The following is a 15,169-nucleotide window of genomic DNA, read 5'->3' on the forward strand; positions in this document are numbered from 1 at the left end:
CTCCTTTGATCGCCCTCAGAAGCGGGCTACACCAAAACTGTTGGCTTGCAGCGGCCGCACTTGGGCCTCGTGACAGATATCGAGCAAGTAACCGAGCAAGGTCCGGGTATCGCGCGGGTCGATCAAACCGTCGTCCCACAGGTTGGCGCTGCCATAGAGCGCCGTGGACTGGCTGTCGAGTTTCTGCGCGGTGACCTGTTCAAGCATGTCGAGCATTTTCGGGTCGGGCACCAGGCCGTCCTTGGCCTGCTTGGCTTCGGTAACGATGCGCAGCACTTTGCCTGCCTGCGCGCCGCCCATGACGGCGGTGCGGCTGTTGGGCCAGGCGAAGATGAAGCGCGGGTCCAGACCGCGGCCGCACATCGCGTAGTTGCCGGCACCGTAGGAGCCGCCGACCACCACAGTCAGTTTCGGCACCCGTGCATTGGCCACGGCCTGAATCATCTTGGCGCCGTGCTTGATCACGCCTTGCTGTTCCGACTCGGTGCCGACCATGAAGCCTGTGGTGTTGTGGAAGAACAGCAGCGGTGTCTTGCTCTGGTCGCACAGCTGGATGAACTGTGCGGCCTTGCTTGCCCCCTTGGGTGTGATCGGGCCGTTGTTGCCGATGAAGCCGCAGGCGCGGCCCTGAATCCGCAGGTGACCGCAAACGGTCTGTTGATCGAACTCGGCCTTGAATTCGAGAAAGTTCGACGCATCGGCGATGCGGGCGATGATTTCGCGTACGTCATAGGGCTTTTTCGGGTCGTCCGGAATCAGCCCCAACAGTTCGTCGATGGGGTACAGCGGTTCCTCCCAGTGCCGTTGCGCCAGCGGCGGCAGCTGTTCGTTCCACGGCAGCAGGCTGACGATCTCGCGCACCTGGCGCACGCCGTCGGCATCGTTTTCGGCCAGGTATTCGGCGGTGCCGGCGGTTTGTGCGTGCATCTCGGCGCCCCCCAGTTCTTCATCGGTGGCAACCTCACCGGTGGCGGCCTTGAGCAGCGGCGGGCCGGCGAGAAACAGCTTGGCCTTGCCCCGCACCACCACCACGTAATCCGACAAGCCCGGCTGATAGGCGCCACCCGCCGTGGCCGAGCCGTGTACCACGGTGATCTGCGGCAAGCCCATGGCAGACATGCGCGCTTGATTGGCAAAGCTGCGCGCGCCTTCGACGAAAATCTCCGCCGCGTAATTGAGGTTGGCGCCGCCGCTTTCGGCGAGGGTAATTACTGGCAGGCGGTTTTCCATGGCGATCTGTTGCAGGCGCAGGGATTTTTTCAGGCCACTGGGAGAGATGGTCCCGCCCTTGATCGCGCTGTTGTTGGCCACCACCAGCACGCGCACACCGGACACGTAGCCGATCCCGGCGATCAAACCACCGCCGGCCGAGCTGCCGTCCTTGTCGTCGTGCAATTTGTAGCCGGCCAGGCTCGCCAGTTCGAGGAACGGCGCGCCGGGGTCCAGCAGCAGGTTGAGGCGTTCTCTCGGCAACAACTGGCCGCGCTTTTCGAATTTCGGCCGGGCTTGCTCCGCTTTGTTCAGCAGGTTCAGCTCCAGCTCGCGGACTTGCTCGATGGCGCTGAGCATTGCCGCGCGATTGCGCGCGAACTGTTCGCTGAAAGGGTCCACTTGCGACTCAATCACCGTCATGGGTTATTCCTTGTCCTGGCGGCCATCAGGCTGCAGCACATCCGGTAAATAGGCACGGTGGAAACCGTTGTACGACTCGCTGTTTTTCGCCTTGTGAATCGGCCAGGCGCGCCCGCCGAGGCTGGCGGCACCATCGATGCGTAACGTACTGCCACTGACAAAGGCCGCCGCCGGGCTGAGCAGGAAAACGATCGCGGCGCTGACTTCCGATTCGGTGCCGATGCGCTTGAGCGGCACATGTTCGCGCAAGGTCGGGATCACCGCCTTGAACGCACCTTCGTAGGTGTCCATGCCGCTGGACGCGATCCAGCCCGGCGCCACGGCGTTGACCCGAACCCCGGCATAACCCCACTCGAACGCCGCGGTCTTGGTCAGGTTGTCCATGCCCGAGCGTGCGGCACCGGAGTGGCCCATGCCGGGCATGCCGCCCCACATGTCGGCGAGCATGTTGACGATGGCCCCGCCGTGTTTGCTCATGGACTGGTTGAACACTTCCCGAGCCATCAGGAAACCGCCGACCAGATTGGTGCGCATCACGGTTTCGAAGCCCTTTTGATTGATCGAGGCCAGGGGGGACGGATACTGGCCGCCGGCGTTGTTGACCAGGCCATGGATGAGGCCGTGTTTGCCGATCAGTTCGCTGACCAGATGTTTGACCGGCTCTTCCTCGCGAATATCGCAAACGGCCCAATCGGCCTGGCCGCCGTCTTCGGCAATTTCAGCCGCGACGTTCTTGAGCTTGTCGGCGTTGCGCCCGACCAGCAGCACGTGGGCACCGAGGGCCGCCAGCTCATGGGCGGTGCAGCGGCCGATGCCACTGCCGCCGCCGGTGACGATGATGTTTTGGCCGGCAAACAAATCGGCTTTGAAAATCGAATCGTAGGCCATGGCAGCAGTCCTCTACTTGACTTGGTCGGCGATGCTTTGTGGCACCGGAATCTGGATTTCCAGCAGTTGCTGGGCGAAGGCCTTGCCCTGTGGATCAATCCGCAGGCTGGCGATACCGCCACCGCCGAGGGCGTTCTCCAGGAGGAAGTTCAGGCTGTGGCTGGCAGGCAGATACCAGCGTTCCACCCGTCCATGGACCGGATCGAGGACGTGATTCATCCAGTCGACGATCACCTCCGGGGTCAACGCCTCGGCAATCCACGGCAGATATTCGGGCTCGCGGGCCATGACGCCTATGTTGCTGTGATTGCCCTTGTCGCCGGAGCGCGCGACGGCGAGTTTGACCAGAGCCACGCTGGCGTCGGCCGGCCCCGCGGGCTTTGGCGGTGCGAAGGGTGCGGGCAAGTCGTTGCTGTCGAGCACATCGAGGGCGGGCAGGGCGCACGGATAGCGCTCACCGCCGAGGTCGATTTCCAGCTGGCAGGCGTTCTTGTCGATCAGGAACGAGAACAGCCGGATCAGCGGATACACCGTCGGCCGGCCACCGACAATCCCGGTCAGCCCCGGCGCCATGCCAGTGGCCGCCTGGGCAATTTCCCGGGAGAAGAGGATCAGCGCCTGTTTACTGGCATGGCGCACCGCGATCTTGATCACCACTTCGCGGCTGTCCTGGCGCTGACCATGGGGGCCGTAGGTGGCTTCGCTGCCCAGCAACTCGATGTTCACCTCACTGTACGGCGCCCAGCCGCGTTGACTGAACATTTGCGAGGTCTTGTTGATGATGGCTGCGCTGACCCGGCGTGCCTTGTCGACGGCATCGATACCGGCGATCAGGCAACTGGCCGTGCAGCGAAAACCGTCCGGGCAGGTGGCGCTGACCTTGTATTGAGCGGTAGGTGGCAAGCCTTTGGCACCGTGTACCTGCACCGCGTTCTTACCCTGTTGCACCAGCCTGACCTGAGTGAAGTCGCACACCACATCGGGCAACAGATAGGCCCGAGGATCGCCAATTTCATAGAGCATCTGCTCACCCACCGTCAGCGGCGTGACCAGGCCGCCTGTGCCTGCGGGCTTGCTGACGATGAACTGACTGTCGGCGCTGACTTCGACGATGGGGAAGCCGATGTGTTCGTAGTCCGGAACATCGCGCCAATCAGTGAAGTTGCCACCGGTACATTGGGCGCCGCATTCGATGATATGACCGGCCAGGGCCGCCTGGGCCAATTTGTCGTAGTCGTGCCACGACCAGTTGAACTCATGCACCAGGGCGGCGCTGACCACGGCGCTGTCGACCACACGCCCGGTGATCACAATGTCCGCACCCAGGCGCAGGGCTTCGACGATGCCCGGCGCGCCGAGGTAGGCGTTGGTCGAGACGCACAAGGGTGGCAGCGGTGCGCCGCTGAACATTTCCTCGATACCCAGGCTGCCCAGTCGTTTGAACTGCGGTTGCAGGTCATCACCCAGCAGCACGGCGATTTTCAGTGCTACGCCCGCCTTGTCGCAGGCTGCCTGCAAGGCTGCTGCACAAGCCAGGGGGTTGACGCCGCCGGCGTTGCTGATGACGCGGATTTTTTGTTCTGCGAGCTGTGCCAGCAAGGGCGTGAGGACTTCTATGAAGTCGCCCGCATAGCCAGCCTGGGGATCTTTCATGCGTGCGCCGGCCATGATCGACATGGTGATTTCGGCCAGATAGTCGAACACCAGATAATCCAGATGCCCGCATTCGACCAATTGCGCGGCCGCAGTCGAGGTGTCACCCCAAAAGGCGCTGGCGCAACCGATGCGAACAGTTTTTGGCGCAGTCCGTTCCATAACCACCTCCCACCGAAGTGCATCGACATTACCAAGCAAGCGCTTGGTTTGTAAATGGCTGGGTTTTCTTCTGCCAAGCGCTTGCTTGGTGGCATCGGTCAGCTTAAATTGCCGGCGCAACCCCAGAGTTTCCGGGGATCGGGCGTCAACGATTGATCGACTGTAGGAGATAATGGGTGGACGAGCAAAAAGCCCTGAAGGTCATGCGCCAATTGGTGGACAGCAGCCAACTCACTGACCCGGACAGCGCCCGCGGCAAGCTGTTGCAAGTAGCCGCTCACCTGTTTCGCAACAAAGGCTATGAACGCACCACCGTACGCGATCTGGCCAGTGCGGTGGGCATTCAGTCCGGAAGTATTTTTCATCACTTCAAGAGCAAGGACGAGATCCTGCGCGCGGTGATGGAAGAGACCATTCGCTACAACACCGCGTTGATGCGTGCCGCCATCGCCGAGGCCGGCAATGTGCGCGAGCGCGTGTTGGCGCTGATCCGCTGTGAATTGCAGTCGATCATGGGGGGCAGCGGCGAAGCCATGGCGGTACTGGTCTACGAGTGGCGTTCGCTGTCCGAAGAGGGCCAGGCCAAGGTGCTGGCACTACGAGACATCTATGAAGACATCTGGCTTGAGGTGCTGGGTGAGGCCAAGACCGCCGGTTTCATTCATGGCGATGTGTTTGTCACTCGCCGATTCCTCACCGGTGCGTTGTCCTGGACCATCACCTGGTTTCGCCCTGACGGCAGTATGAGCGTCGATCAATTGGCCCAAGAGGCTTTGATTCTGGTGATGAAGGATCAGCAATAGGCTTGTATTGGCCGGCAGGAAACTGGCTAACTGGGCAAAACCGCCTGGCTTGAATGCATTGATGCTGTTTTATTGAGGAGTGGGTTGTTGATGGGTTCGCCATTTCGGCCGGCCGCACGGCTTTTGCTGGCGACGCTAGGGGTGTTCTCACTGGTGCCGACGCATGCTGCGCAATTGGTGCGCATTGGCGCTGCGCACTTTCCTCCCTACACCGTGCGCCCGGAGTCCGGCGTCGACACCGGCTTGTTGCCGCAACTGGTCGAGGCACTCAATACAGTACAAAGCGATTATCGCTTCGTCCTGGTCCCCACCTCTATTCCCCGGCGCTTCGGTGACCTCAGGCAGGGCCGGGTCGACATGGCGATCTTCGAGAATCCTGCCTGGGGTTGGGAAAATATTCCCCATGTCGCCGTTGATATGGGGCTCGAAGATGCGGAAATCTTCGTCGCGCAACGTCTGCCCGAGCGCCAGCAAAGCTACTTTACCGACCTCACCGGCAAGCGCCTGGCACTGTTCAGTGGCTACCATTACGAGTTCGCCAACTTCAATGCCGACCCCCAGCTCCTCGCGAAGAATTACAATGGCACGCTGACCTATTCCCACGACAGCAATCTGCTGATGGTATTGCGTGGCCGCGCCGACATTGCCCTGGTCACACGCTCCTATCTGAGCGACTACTTGTTGCGTAACGAAAAAGTTGCCGACGAGTTACTGGTGTCCCAGCGTATCGATCAGATCTATCACCACTACGCCATTTTGCGTCCGTCCGGGCCCATCAGCGGCGAGGCCTTTGCCAAGGTGTTGCAAGACTTGCGCGAGAACGGCCAGATGCTGAGGATTTTCCAACCGTACAAGATAGCGCTGGTGCCGGTCCCCCCGGTCGAACCAGCGGCTCAGCTCGCGAAGTGACAGCCTTTTCCTGAAACTCTCCTTGTGGCTCACGTTCCATCTGATGGCGGGCTTGCGGTGAACTGGCTTTGTACATCCCCATACACTTGCAGCGTTGACGGTGGAGCGTCGGAGGGTCAGCCTGCTCCATCCAGGTAAGGAGCCACCTATGGCATTCGTGATAATAGATGGACAGCCGCTGCATTACATCGATCAAGGTACTGGCCCGGCAGTGCTGCTTGGCGGCAGCTACTTGTGGGACCTGACGATGTGGGCACCGCAGATTGCGGCGCTGTCACAGCAGTATCGGGTAATCGCTTTGGATTTGTGGGGCCATGGTGAGTCCGGGGCTTTGCCCGCCGGTACGACGTCGCTTGAAGATATTGCACGGCAAGCATTGGCCTTGCTCGATCATCTGGATATCGAGCGCGTCACACTGGTCGGACTGTCGGTCGGCGGGATGTGGGGCGCGCGCCTGGCCTTGTCCGCTCCAATGCGGATCAACGGGCTGGTGATGATGGATACCTATGTGGGCATTGAGCCCGAGCCCACTCGCCAGTATTACTTCTCGCTGTTGAAGCAGATCGAAGAGGCAGGAGTCATCACCCCGCAACTGCTGGATATTATAGTGCCAATCTTCTTCCGGCCCGGGATCGATCCACAGTCGCCGCTGTATCAGGGTTTCCGAGCGTCGCTGGCGGCACTGCCGGCCAATCGCTTGCGTGAAAGTATCGTGCCGATGGGGCGCATTACTTTTGGCCGGACGGATCTGTTACTACGGCTGAGCGAGTTGAACCCGCAAACAACCCTGCTGTTGTGCGGCGATCAGGACACACCGCGGCCACCCCATGAAACCCGGGAAATGGCCGAGTTGATCGGCTGCCCTTATCAGTTGGTACCGGGGGCAGGGCACATTTCCAATCTGGAAAACCCCGAGTACGTGACCGCGGCGCTATTGAAGTTTCTGGCTCGAAAAAACTAGTCGCTGTCTCCAACCCTATCGTCGCAACGCTGCCCGGAGCGGTCGGCTCCAGGTGCTGTTGCGACGATGGGCGTGTGGGATCACTTCGGCCCGAGAATCTCCACCAGCTTATCCGGTGATGGTGCCCCCTGCTGCTGTTGCAATTCACCCTTGGCGTCCATGTAGAAAATCGCCGGAGTGGCCGACAGCTCCAGCTCTTCCATCAGTTGCATGTTGGCTGCGAGTTTCTCCTGAATTTGCGGTGGCACTTCTTTCAAGGCCTTGAGCGAGCTGCTCTTGCCGGCTTTTTCGTGTTCTTCCAGGGCCTTTTGCGGGTCCTTGGCGGCAAGCAGCGCGGCGGACTTGCCGGGGCTGTCCTCACGGATGATGCCGACCATGATGTGCCGCAGTTGCACCTTGCCGGCCTTGACCCAGGGCCGCGCCTGCTCCCAGAACATGTTGCAGTACGGGCAGTTCGGATCGCTGAACAGGTACACCACGCGCGGCGCATCCTTGTTACCGTCGCCGATCCAGTTGCTCGCTTCCATCTTGGCCCAGACTTCCTTGGACATTGGCGCGTACACCAGTTTTTGCAGGGGGGCGCTGCTGAGGTCGTTCCCTTCGGCATCGTAAAGATTACCCAGCAGTACATGCTTGCCATCCGGCGTCAGGTACAGCGCCATGCCGCGGTTCTGGTATTGCGCGGCATAACCGCGCAACCCGTCCGGTGCGTCGAACTGGCCGACGATTTTCGCGCCTTTGGCTTCGATCTTCTTGATCGCGTCGGGCAACTCGTCGGCCTGCAGCGATGGCAGGTGCAGCAGGGCTGCACCGAGGCTCAGGGTCAGCAGGTGGCGGAGGCGGGACATGGCAGTTTCCTTGAGGTATTGGCCGGTGTGGCAGAATTTGGGGTGTCGAAATTTTCCAGGGCGCGGGCCAGGCTGGCATCCGACAATTCGCCCAGGTGGCTGGCCAGCAGGCGGCCCTCGGGACTGTAGAACAGCGTGGTCGGCAATGCCATGGAGCCAACGGCCTGGCCCAGGCGACCGCCGCCGTCGAACAGCACGTTGGACAGGCTCAGGCCCTGGGTTTCCAGGAACGTTGCGACGCTTTGCATGCTTTCAGCCTGATTGACGAACAGGAATGTCAGGTCCGGCCGATGTTGCTGGGCGTTTTCCAGCACGGGCATTTCCCGGCGACACGGCGGGCACCAGGTGGCCCATAGATTGATCACCAACGGGCCGCCCTGATAGTCGGCCAGTTGCACGGTTTGTCCGGCAGCATTTTTCAGGGTGACTTGCGGTAGACGGGTGCCTTGCTCGTAAATGCTCAGTGAGAAAGTGGCCAGCAACCAGAACGCCAGTCCGCTGGCCACGCCAAAACCCAGCGGGCGGCGCAGACCCGGGCGTCGCCAGCCGCGATACAAGGTGGCGAGCAGCACGGCGATGACTCCGGGCCAGGCGAGGAAACCGCCATCGCGCAGATCGATGATTTGCCACGGGTCGCTACGATAGTGTGCCCAGTAAGCGGCCACGAAACCGATGCGAGCGGCCAGCATGCCCAGCAGAAAAAGGCTGAACAGCGCCGACTCGGGATTTTCGCCGCCGCGCTTGGCCACTCGCCAACCGACAAAAGTTGCCAGCACCAGCGCACTGATCAACAACAGGTGATTAAGCGCGATGGCAAAGGTGCCGAGGGTAAAGGTCAGCATTAACGGGCGTCTCGGGTAGTGGTCCAGCGTTGCAGGAAAGTAGCGGCATCGACCTCACCGGTGATGCGCTGACTGCGGCGCTCCTCGCCATCGGCGCCGATCCACAGCAGGCTCGGCGGCCCCGGCACCTTGTAACGGCCGAGCAGCTCACGGCTGGCGGCATTGTCGGCGGTGACATCGAGTCGCAGCAAGCGCACATCGCTCAAGGCGTCGAGCACCTCGGCTTTGCCGAATACCCGTTTTTCCATGACTTTGCACGACACACACCAGTCGGCATAGTAGTCGAGCAGCACCCATTGGCCCTGTGCCCGTGCCGCGTCGAGCTCCCGTTGCAGCGCTGCCGGGTCCTTGATCGTAGTGAAGGCGTCGTGGCCGACGGGGCGGGCGACACTGCTCGCGTTCGAGGCACTGTAGACCTGCAATGGCTTGAGCAGATCGTCGCTGCCGCCAGCGGCACCGATCATCAGCAAGCTGCCCCACAACCCCAGCAACAAAGAACCGGCACCGAACACGTGGGCGGTTCGACTGAAACCCGAGGCCTGACGCCAGCTGCTGTACGCGGCGATCACCAGCAAGGCGCCGCACAACCCGATCCACAGGGATTCATCCAGCACCGGGCGCAGCATCAGCAATGCGGTGGCCAGGAACAGGAAGCCGAATACGCCTTTGAGCAGGTTCATCCACGCGCCGGGTTTGGGCAGGAAGCGATTGCCTACGGTTACCAGCAACAACAGTGGCACACCGATGCCGACGCCCATGGCGAACAGAATCAGCCCGCCGTGCAGCGCATTGCCGCTTTGCGCGATATAGAGCAACGCGCCGGCCAGAGGGGCGGTCATGCACGGGCCCACCAGCAAACCGGACACGGCTCCCAGCACACCCGCACCGACCAGACTGCCACCGCGCTGATTGCGCGAGACATTCTCCAGGCGATCACGAACGGCCACTGGCAATTGCAGTTCGAAGAAGCCGAACATCGGCAACGCCAGTAACACGAACACCGCGGCAAAAGTGCCCAGCAACCAAGGATTTTGCAGCAGCGCCTGAAGGTTGGCACCGAGCATCGCCGCCAGCACACCCATCGCCGCGTACACCAGTGCCATGCTCACGACATAGCTGCCCGCCAGCGCAAAACCACGTTTGGGCGTGGCGCCGCTGCCAACGATCAAACCGGCCAGAATCGGCAACATCGGCAACGTGCAAGGCGTGAAGGCCAGCAACAGGCCCAGACCGAAAAATACCAGCAGACTCCAGCCCAGCGCCCGTTGCTGCAGGCCACTGGCCAAAGCCTGGTCCGGCGCTTCGTCTAGCGCGGAGGTGGCAGCTATTCCACCCAGATCCACGACCTGGGTTTGCGGCGGATAACACAGACCGGCATCGGCACAGCCCTGGAAACCCACCTTGATTTGCCCGGTGGCGCCCGCCGGAATTTTCAGCTCCAGGCCCTGGCGATAGACCTGCTGTTCACCGAAGAACTCATCGCTGTGGGATTCGCCCTCGGGCAATGCCGGCTTGTGCTGCGCGGGTAAACCATCAAATTTCAGGCGCTGCTGGTACAGGTAGTAACCATCGGCGATCTGCCAATAGAGTTGTGTTTCGCCGGAGTCCAGGCGTTCGGAGGTGAAAATGAAGGCTTTTCCGACGGGAAGAAAGTCAGGTTTGGTTTCGAACGGGTTTGTCCCCGCATGGGCCAGACCCGAGATCAGGAGAACAAAAAATAAAAAGAATCGACGCATGGTTGAGGCTTGTCCGTGTGCATGTGAGGTGCACGATGGAGGGTGGCGATTAACCGGTGATTAACCGCCACGCAAGTCTGCCATGGTCTGTGATGAAGCTCAGTCGCGCAGCAGGCCGGGCCATGTCTCGTCGTTGACCGGGTAACAGCCCATGACTCTGTTTTCCGGCATGTTGTAGACGAGGTATTCGTCATTGGTCAGGAAAATGTAGAAGTGACTACTGGCAAGTGTCCGATCATTTTGTGCTGCGGTAATCATTCGATGCTTGTAAGGCTCCAGGCCTCGCCAAGTCATTTCGTTGATGGTTTCAACCGTCAAGTTTCCCCTTTGAAGACTCAGGGAATATCCATTGTCCATAAGGAATCGTATTGGATTAGGTTCTCCTATCCATTCAACGGTGATATCCCACCATGTGCCTGCGATAATGTGATCGAAATACGGAAGAATTGGGTGCCAGTGAGTATCGGCAAGCTTGCGGTCGCTCCATACTTTATCAGTTTCTTGATCGTACTCGCAGACCCGGGGTGTGGTGCCTTGATAATAAAAGAGCCAAAGAATATCGCGGGATTTGGTTATGTATGGAGTAAGTAGTATGTCAAGTTTAGTGGTAAAGCCAAAGCGCAGGTTTTTTGCATTTACGTGAAAATCATGCCAGGTACTATGGTTGATGGCTTTAGGGAAGCCCATGGCTGCCCATCCCTGTGCAATATCAAATCGAGTGTACGTATTGGTATCTTTGAAGAAGAAATAAATTTTGTCCTTTCCTGAGCGCCAGTCAAAGGCAACAAACTTTTCAAGTTTTGACATGGTCTGATTCCTTTCAGGTGTGGCGAATAATCGAAATGGCTGAGTGAAGGGTTGCCCGTATTCAGTTTGATCTCAGACCAGGCCAGTTACCTTCATTTACATCGAATGGGCCAGTCAAAGCATCGATGCTCTGGTGCCTGAAATATTGGCCGTTGGTGAGGAAAATGTAGAAAGTGCTGTGGAAAGCAGGGGTGTCGTCCAGCACCGCAGTCATCAGGCTATCCTTGTATTTTTCTAGCTTCTCCCAGCCGGCTTTTTGAAGTGATAGCTTTGTGAGACGATTAAAGAGCACGTTGAAGTCAAGCACAAAATTATCTCTCAATAGCACCCGAAATTGGTTTGGTTCAGATATCCATCTGACTCCAACAATTCGATCGAAGTGAGGATGCAGTGCTGCCCATTTGGTTTGGGAAACTGGTTTGCTGGATACAACGCTGTCACTATCCTGAGAATACTCGCATACCATCGGAGTGTTATCCTGGTAATAGAATAGCCAAAGTGTATCTTTTGCATGGCCGTTGCCTGCACCCGTGAATCCAAAACGCAGGTTTTTTACGTGTGGCGCGAATTCCCCCCAGTTGCCGTAGACGCTTTTGGGGTACTCGGGAAGAATCCCATTCGCAGCTATATCAAAGCGAGAGTAAGTTTCGGTGTCTTTGAAGAAGAAGTAAATCTTGTCTTTTCCGTCTCGCCAGTCGACGGCGACGGTGTTCTTCAGTTTTGGCATGGTTTAGTCCGTTTGATTGGGTTATGGGTGGGGTTAATAGTTCAGTAAAGTCAATCAACTCCAGGTTCGTCGTGTTGAGGGTTGTTTGTTTTTGTTTGATAACTGATTGACCCACTTCGTACTTCCCTTTGGTCGACCACTCGTAGAGGGGCAGCCTTCAAATTTGTGGCAGGCCTGGCCAATTCGTGTCATCGACTTTCATTGGGCCGGCCTCCAAGGCGTTGTTCCAAAGGTCGTATCGTAGATATTCATTCTGGGTCAGAAATACGTAGAAATGGCTGTTGGCTAAACTGCGGTCGTTCTGCACGGCGGTAATGATCCGGTGTTTATAGGGTGCCAGCCCGGGCCAGGTCTTTTCACTGATGGCATGATGGATCAATTGTTTTCTAAGTAAATCCAGTTCTATGGCGTTTCCGTCGTTCATGATAAATCTGAATGAGCGCCGATTGAGTGCGCTCTCCCGCCATGTGCCGGCTACGATGCGATCAAAGTAAGGAAGTAACAAGTGCCAGGATGAGTCGGCGACACGATCCGTTCGATTGACCTGACGGGCATCCTGATCGTACTTGCACACCATGGGTACGCCATTGTCAAAGTAGAACAGCCACAATATGTCCGAATCCATTCCAAAATTCCGGGTAGGTTCGAAACCCGTTGTGGTGAACCCGAAGCGCAGGTTTTTCGCATGGGGATGGAAGTCGTGCCAGTCCGCGGCGGTCACTTCCCGAGGGAATCCGTCGGCGACTTTGTCTTCGGCGATATCGAACTCGGAATATGTATTGCTGTCCTTGAAAAAGAAATAGATTTTGTCTTTTCCTGCGCGCCAGTCGACGGCGACAAAGTTTTTAAGAATTAGCATGGGTTGAATCCTTTCTTTGATTGGTTATTGTTGGTGGTGATTGAATGGGTTGATTGTCGTATGTGCTGAAATGAATAAAGATTAACGCTGAAAGGCACGGTTTTAATAATGTCTTTGTTGGATATTTTATTTCCAATGGCATCAGGCATATTGCGAATGGATGAGACGGTTAAAATGCTTCGTGGTAGTTTCATTGGTAATGCATCATTTGTCGGTATTGATTACGCCTTTTCGCCGGCCATAGTCCTTGCCATAATTGAGGCTTAATCTTCACCTGTTTCACTGATGTTTTCGCTCAGGGAGCTCCCATGCACGTACTGGTTTGCGAAGACGATGAGCTGATTGCCAGTGGAATCGTCGCCGGGCTGAGCGCCCAGGGCCTGACGGTAGAGCATGTGGCCACTGCCTCTGCTGCCCGGGCCATGTTGAAGGTGGCGCAGTTCGACGTCATGGTCCTCGATCTCGGCTTGCCGGACGAAGATGGTCTCAAGTTGCTGCAGCAGCTGCGTCACAACGGTCTGGAGTTGCCCGTACTGATACTGACGGCCCGTGACTCGGTCACTGATCGTGTCGATGGCCTGCAGGCTGGCGCCGACGATTATCTGCTCAAGCCGTTTGATCTTCGCGAGCTCGCCGCGCGTCTGCACACGCTGTTGCGGCGGGTGGCGGGGCGCAGTGTCAACCTTATCGAGCACGGTGCCTTGACGTACGACCCCAGTAGCCGTGAAACCAGGCTCGGCGGCAAAGCGGTGGACCTGTCGCGCCGCGAGCAGTCGCTGCTGCAGGCGCTACTGCATAACCGAGGGCGGGTGCTATCCACCGAGCAACTCAAGGATTGCGTCTACGGCTTCAACGACGAGCTGGAAAGCAACGCCCTCAACGTCCATATCCATCACCTGCGGCGTAAACTCGGCAATGGTATTGTCGAGACGGTGCGCGGCCTGGGCTATCGGCTGGGGCCGGCCAATGGCGGAGAAGAATCGAAGTGATGAGCCTGCGTTTGCGCCTGAGCCTGACGCTCGGCGCCGCCTTTGCGTTAATCTGGGCCCTGGCGGCGGCCTGGATGCTCAGCGATCTGCGTAATCAGATGATGTTTTCCCTCGACCAGCGGCTGGTGGCTTCGGCGCGCATGGTCGCCGGCTTGATGGAGCAGTTGCCGCCCGTGTCGAGCAAGGGCGAAGGCACCCATTTCAGTGCCGAACAATTGAACATTCCCGGTGGCATGGCCTGTCAGGTCAGTTCCTTGCGCGGTGAAATCCTCGCGCGCAGCCATATGGATCCGCAACAAGCCCTGGAAGCCGAGAAAATGGGCTTTCACGATCAGATGATCGACGGTGCGCCATGGCGCAGTTTCACCCTGGCCCGTGGCGATCTGCGCATCACCACTGCCGACCGGCAGATCGAACGTGAGGCGTTGAACATGTCGATCCTGCTCGCTGCATCGGTGCCGGTCGGCGTGGCGCTGCTCGGTTGCTTGTGCCTGCTCTGGCTCGGAATTGGCCAGGGGCTGGCACCGCTCAACCGCATGCGCGATGCCTTGATGCGCCGTAGCGCCGACTCCCTGGAGCCGTTGCAGATCCAGCCGCTGCCCAGCGAATTGCAACCCTTGCTCGAAACCCAGAATCAGTTGCTCCAGCGGATCGGCAAGGCCATCGAACGCGAGCGTCGCCTGACCGGCGACGCGGCCCACGAACTACGCAGCCCGTTGACAGCCATCAAGACCCACTTGCAAGTGGCGCGGATGACTGACGGCGCGGCGCGGGATCAGTCCCTGGCCCGGGCTGAAGAGGGCGCGGACCGCATGCACCGGACCCTCGAGCAATTGCTGTTGTTGGCGCGAGTCGAAGGCAGCCTGTCGTTCGATGACGGTGTGCAGTGCAACGCCGAGCAGGTGGCAAAACTGGCGATCCAGGATGCGGCAAGTGGTGACCGCCAGCGCATCAGGTTCCAGTCGCCGAACAAGGTTTCGGGTGCACCGGTGCAAATGCCCGCGGTGTTGTCGATTGCCGCGTTGCGCAACTTGCTCGATAACGCGCTGCGTCATACACCAGCCGACAAGTCTGTCGAGTTGAGCGTGGAAACTGCCGGCAATCGTGTGCAGTTCGTGGTACGCGACCACGGCCCGGGTATCGCTGAGGAAGATCTGCAAAACCTGACCCAGCGCTTCTGGCGCAACGGCCAGAGCACCGGCTGCGGCCTGGGGCTGGCGATTGTGCAGGCCATCGTCCAGCGTTGCGGTTGCACCCTGCGTTTCGATAGTCGCCCGGATGGGTTGCGCGTCGAGCTGACGATGCCGCTGCAGCCCATCTGACAACCACATTTCCCTGCAGGAACTACCGCAG

The 15,169-nt window shown here is 59.0% G+C and carries 14 protein-coding genes; 5 read left to right on the forward strand and 9 right to left on the reverse strand.

Features of this window, described 5'->3' with window-relative positions:
• Positions 1-15 precede the first annotated feature (15 nt).
• The 3 genes from atuC to AC07OG_RS12690 are packed head-to-tail and all read right to left on the reverse strand — an operon-like array spanning position 16 to position 4,335.
• Positions 16-1,632: a geranyl-CoA carboxylase subunit beta gene (gene atuC, locus AC07OG_RS12680; protein ID WP_495067171.1), complete on the reverse strand. Its 1,617-nt coding sequence runs from the start codon at positions 1,630-1,632 to the stop codon at positions 16-18.
• Between the two features lie 3 nt (positions 1,633-1,635).
• Complete coding sequence (locus AC07OG_RS12685; RefSeq protein ID WP_495067172.1) at positions 1,636-2,520, reverse strand: SDR family oxidoreductase; 885 nt, start codon at positions 2,518-2,520, stop codon at positions 1,636-1,638.
• 12 nt (positions 2,521-2,532) lie between these two features.
• Complete coding sequence (locus AC07OG_RS12690) at positions 2,533-4,335, reverse strand: acyclic terpene utilization AtuA family protein (RefSeq protein WP_495067173.1); 1,803 nt, start codon at positions 4,333-4,335, stop codon at positions 2,533-2,535.
• 176 nt (positions 4,336-4,511) lie between these two features.
• On the opposite strand from AC07OG_RS12690, the gene AC07OG_RS12695 reads away from it, so the two are divergent.
• From AC07OG_RS12695 to AC07OG_RS12705, 3 genes are all read left to right on the forward strand, one after another.
• On the forward strand, positions 4,512-5,138 hold the full coding sequence (locus AC07OG_RS12695; RefSeq protein ID WP_495067174.1) for a TetR/AcrR family transcriptional regulator: 627 nt from the start codon (positions 4,512-4,514) through the stop codon (positions 5,136-5,138).
• A 90-nt stretch (positions 5,139-5,228) separates the two neighbouring features.
• Positions 5,229-6,047, forward strand: a complete 819-nt coding sequence (locus AC07OG_RS12700) for a substrate-binding periplasmic protein (protein WP_495067175.1) — start codon at positions 5,229-5,231, stop codon at positions 6,045-6,047.
• Positions 6,048-6,195: 148 nt separating this feature from the next.
• Positions 6,196-7,008, forward strand: a complete 813-nt coding sequence (locus tag AC07OG_RS12705) for an alpha/beta fold hydrolase (protein ID WP_495067176.1) — start codon at positions 6,196-6,198, stop codon at positions 7,006-7,008.
• A gap of 80 nt (positions 7,009-7,088) precedes the next feature.
• Here the strand turns inward: AC07OG_RS12705 and dsbG are convergent, their stop codons facing one another.
• The 6 genes from dsbG to AC07OG_RS12735 all read right to left on the reverse strand — a co-directional run bounded on the left by dsbG (position 7,089) and on the right by AC07OG_RS12735 (position 12,827).
• Positions 7,089-7,856, reverse strand: a complete 768-nt coding sequence (dsbG, locus tag AC07OG_RS12710; RefSeq protein WP_495067177.1) for a thiol:disulfide interchange protein DsbG — start codon at positions 7,854-7,856, stop codon at positions 7,089-7,091.
• A complete protein-coding gene (locus AC07OG_RS12715) occupies positions 7,832-8,698 on the reverse strand; it encodes a prolipoprotein diacylglyceryl transferase family protein (protein ID WP_495067178.1) in 867 nt (288 codons plus the stop codon). The genes dsbG and AC07OG_RS12715 overlap by 25 nt, the downstream gene beginning before the upstream one ends.
• A complete protein-coding gene (dsbD, locus tag AC07OG_RS12720) occupies positions 8,698-10,434 on the reverse strand; it encodes a protein-disulfide reductase DsbD (protein WP_495067179.1) in 1,737 nt (578 codons plus the stop codon). The genes AC07OG_RS12715 and dsbD overlap by 1 nt, the downstream gene beginning before the upstream one ends.
• A 99-nt stretch (positions 10,435-10,533) precedes the next feature.
• On the reverse strand, positions 10,534-11,241 hold the full coding sequence (locus AC07OG_RS12725; protein WP_218425351.1) for a hypothetical protein: 708 nt from the start codon (positions 11,239-11,241) through the stop codon (positions 10,534-10,536).
• A gap of 61 nt (positions 11,242-11,302) precedes the next feature.
• Positions 11,303-11,968, reverse strand: a complete 666-nt coding sequence (locus AC07OG_RS12730; RefSeq protein WP_060540994.1) for a hypothetical protein — start codon at positions 11,966-11,968, stop codon at positions 11,303-11,305.
• Positions 11,969-12,125: 157 nt separating this feature from the next.
• Positions 12,126-12,827, reverse strand: a complete 702-nt coding sequence (locus tag AC07OG_RS12735) for a hypothetical protein (protein ID WP_495067180.1) — start codon at positions 12,825-12,827, stop codon at positions 12,126-12,128.
• Positions 12,828-13,135: 308 nt separating this feature from the next.
• On the opposite strand from AC07OG_RS12735, the gene AC07OG_RS12740 reads away from it, so the two are divergent.
• Positions 13,136-13,816, forward strand: a complete 681-nt coding sequence (locus tag AC07OG_RS12740) for a response regulator (protein WP_495067181.1) — start codon at positions 13,136-13,138, stop codon at positions 13,814-13,816.
• On the forward strand, positions 13,813-15,138 hold the full coding sequence (locus AC07OG_RS12745; RefSeq protein ID WP_060540997.1) for an ATP-binding protein: 1,326 nt from the start codon (positions 13,813-13,815) through the stop codon (positions 15,136-15,138). Before AC07OG_RS12740 ends, AC07OG_RS12745 begins: the two co-directional genes overlap by 4 nt.
• Positions 15,139-15,169 lie beyond the last annotated feature (31 nt).

The sequence above is a fragment of the Pseudomonas sp. GW821-FHT09H03 genome (assembly GCF_059415945.1).

Excerpts from the sequence above, each read along its gene's own strand:
- AC07OG_RS12715 (WP_495067178.1), bottom strand. The coding sequence starts at position 8,698 with ATGCTGACCTTTACCCTCGGCACCTTTGCCATCGCGCTTAATCACCTG.
- dsbD (WP_495067179.1), bottom strand. The coding sequence starts at position 10,434 with ATGCGTCGATTCTTTTTATTTTTTGTTCTCCTGATCTCGGGTCTGGCC.
- AC07OG_RS12690 (WP_495067173.1), bottom strand. The coding sequence starts at position 4,335 with ATGGAACGGACTGCGCCAAAAACTGTTCGCATCGGTTGCGCCAGCGCC.
- AC07OG_RS12740 (WP_495067181.1), top strand. The coding sequence starts at position 13,136 with ATGCACGTACTGGTTTGCGAAGACGATGAGCTGATTGCCAGTGGAATC.
- AC07OG_RS12705 (WP_495067176.1), top strand. The coding sequence starts at position 6,196 with ATGGCATTCGTGATAATAGATGGACAGCCGCTGCATTACATCGATCAA.
- AC07OG_RS12735 (WP_495067180.1), bottom strand. The coding sequence starts at position 12,827 with ATGCTAATTCTTAAAAACTTTGTCGCCGTCGACTGGCGCGCAGGAAAA.
- AC07OG_RS12725 (WP_218425351.1), bottom strand. The coding sequence starts at position 11,241 with ATGTCAAAACTTGAAAAGTTTGTTGCCTTTGACTGGCGCTCAGGAAAG.
- dsbG (WP_495067177.1), bottom strand. The coding sequence starts at position 7,856 with ATGTCCCGCCTCCGCCACCTGCTGACCCTGAGCCTCGGTGCAGCCCTG.
- AC07OG_RS12730 (WP_060540994.1), bottom strand. The coding sequence starts at position 11,968 with ATGCCAAAACTGAAGAACACCGTCGCCGTCGACTGGCGAGACGGAAAA.
- AC07OG_RS12700 (WP_495067175.1), top strand. The coding sequence starts at position 5,229 with ATGGGTTCGCCATTTCGGCCGGCCGCACGGCTTTTGCTGGCGACGCTA.
- AC07OG_RS12685 (WP_495067172.1), bottom strand. The coding sequence starts at position 2,520 with ATGGCCTACGATTCGATTTTCAAAGCCGATTTGTTTGCCGGCCAAAAC.
- atuC (WP_495067171.1), bottom strand. The coding sequence starts at position 1,632 with ATGACGGTGATTGAGTCGCAAGTGGACCCTTTCAGCGAACAGTTCGCG.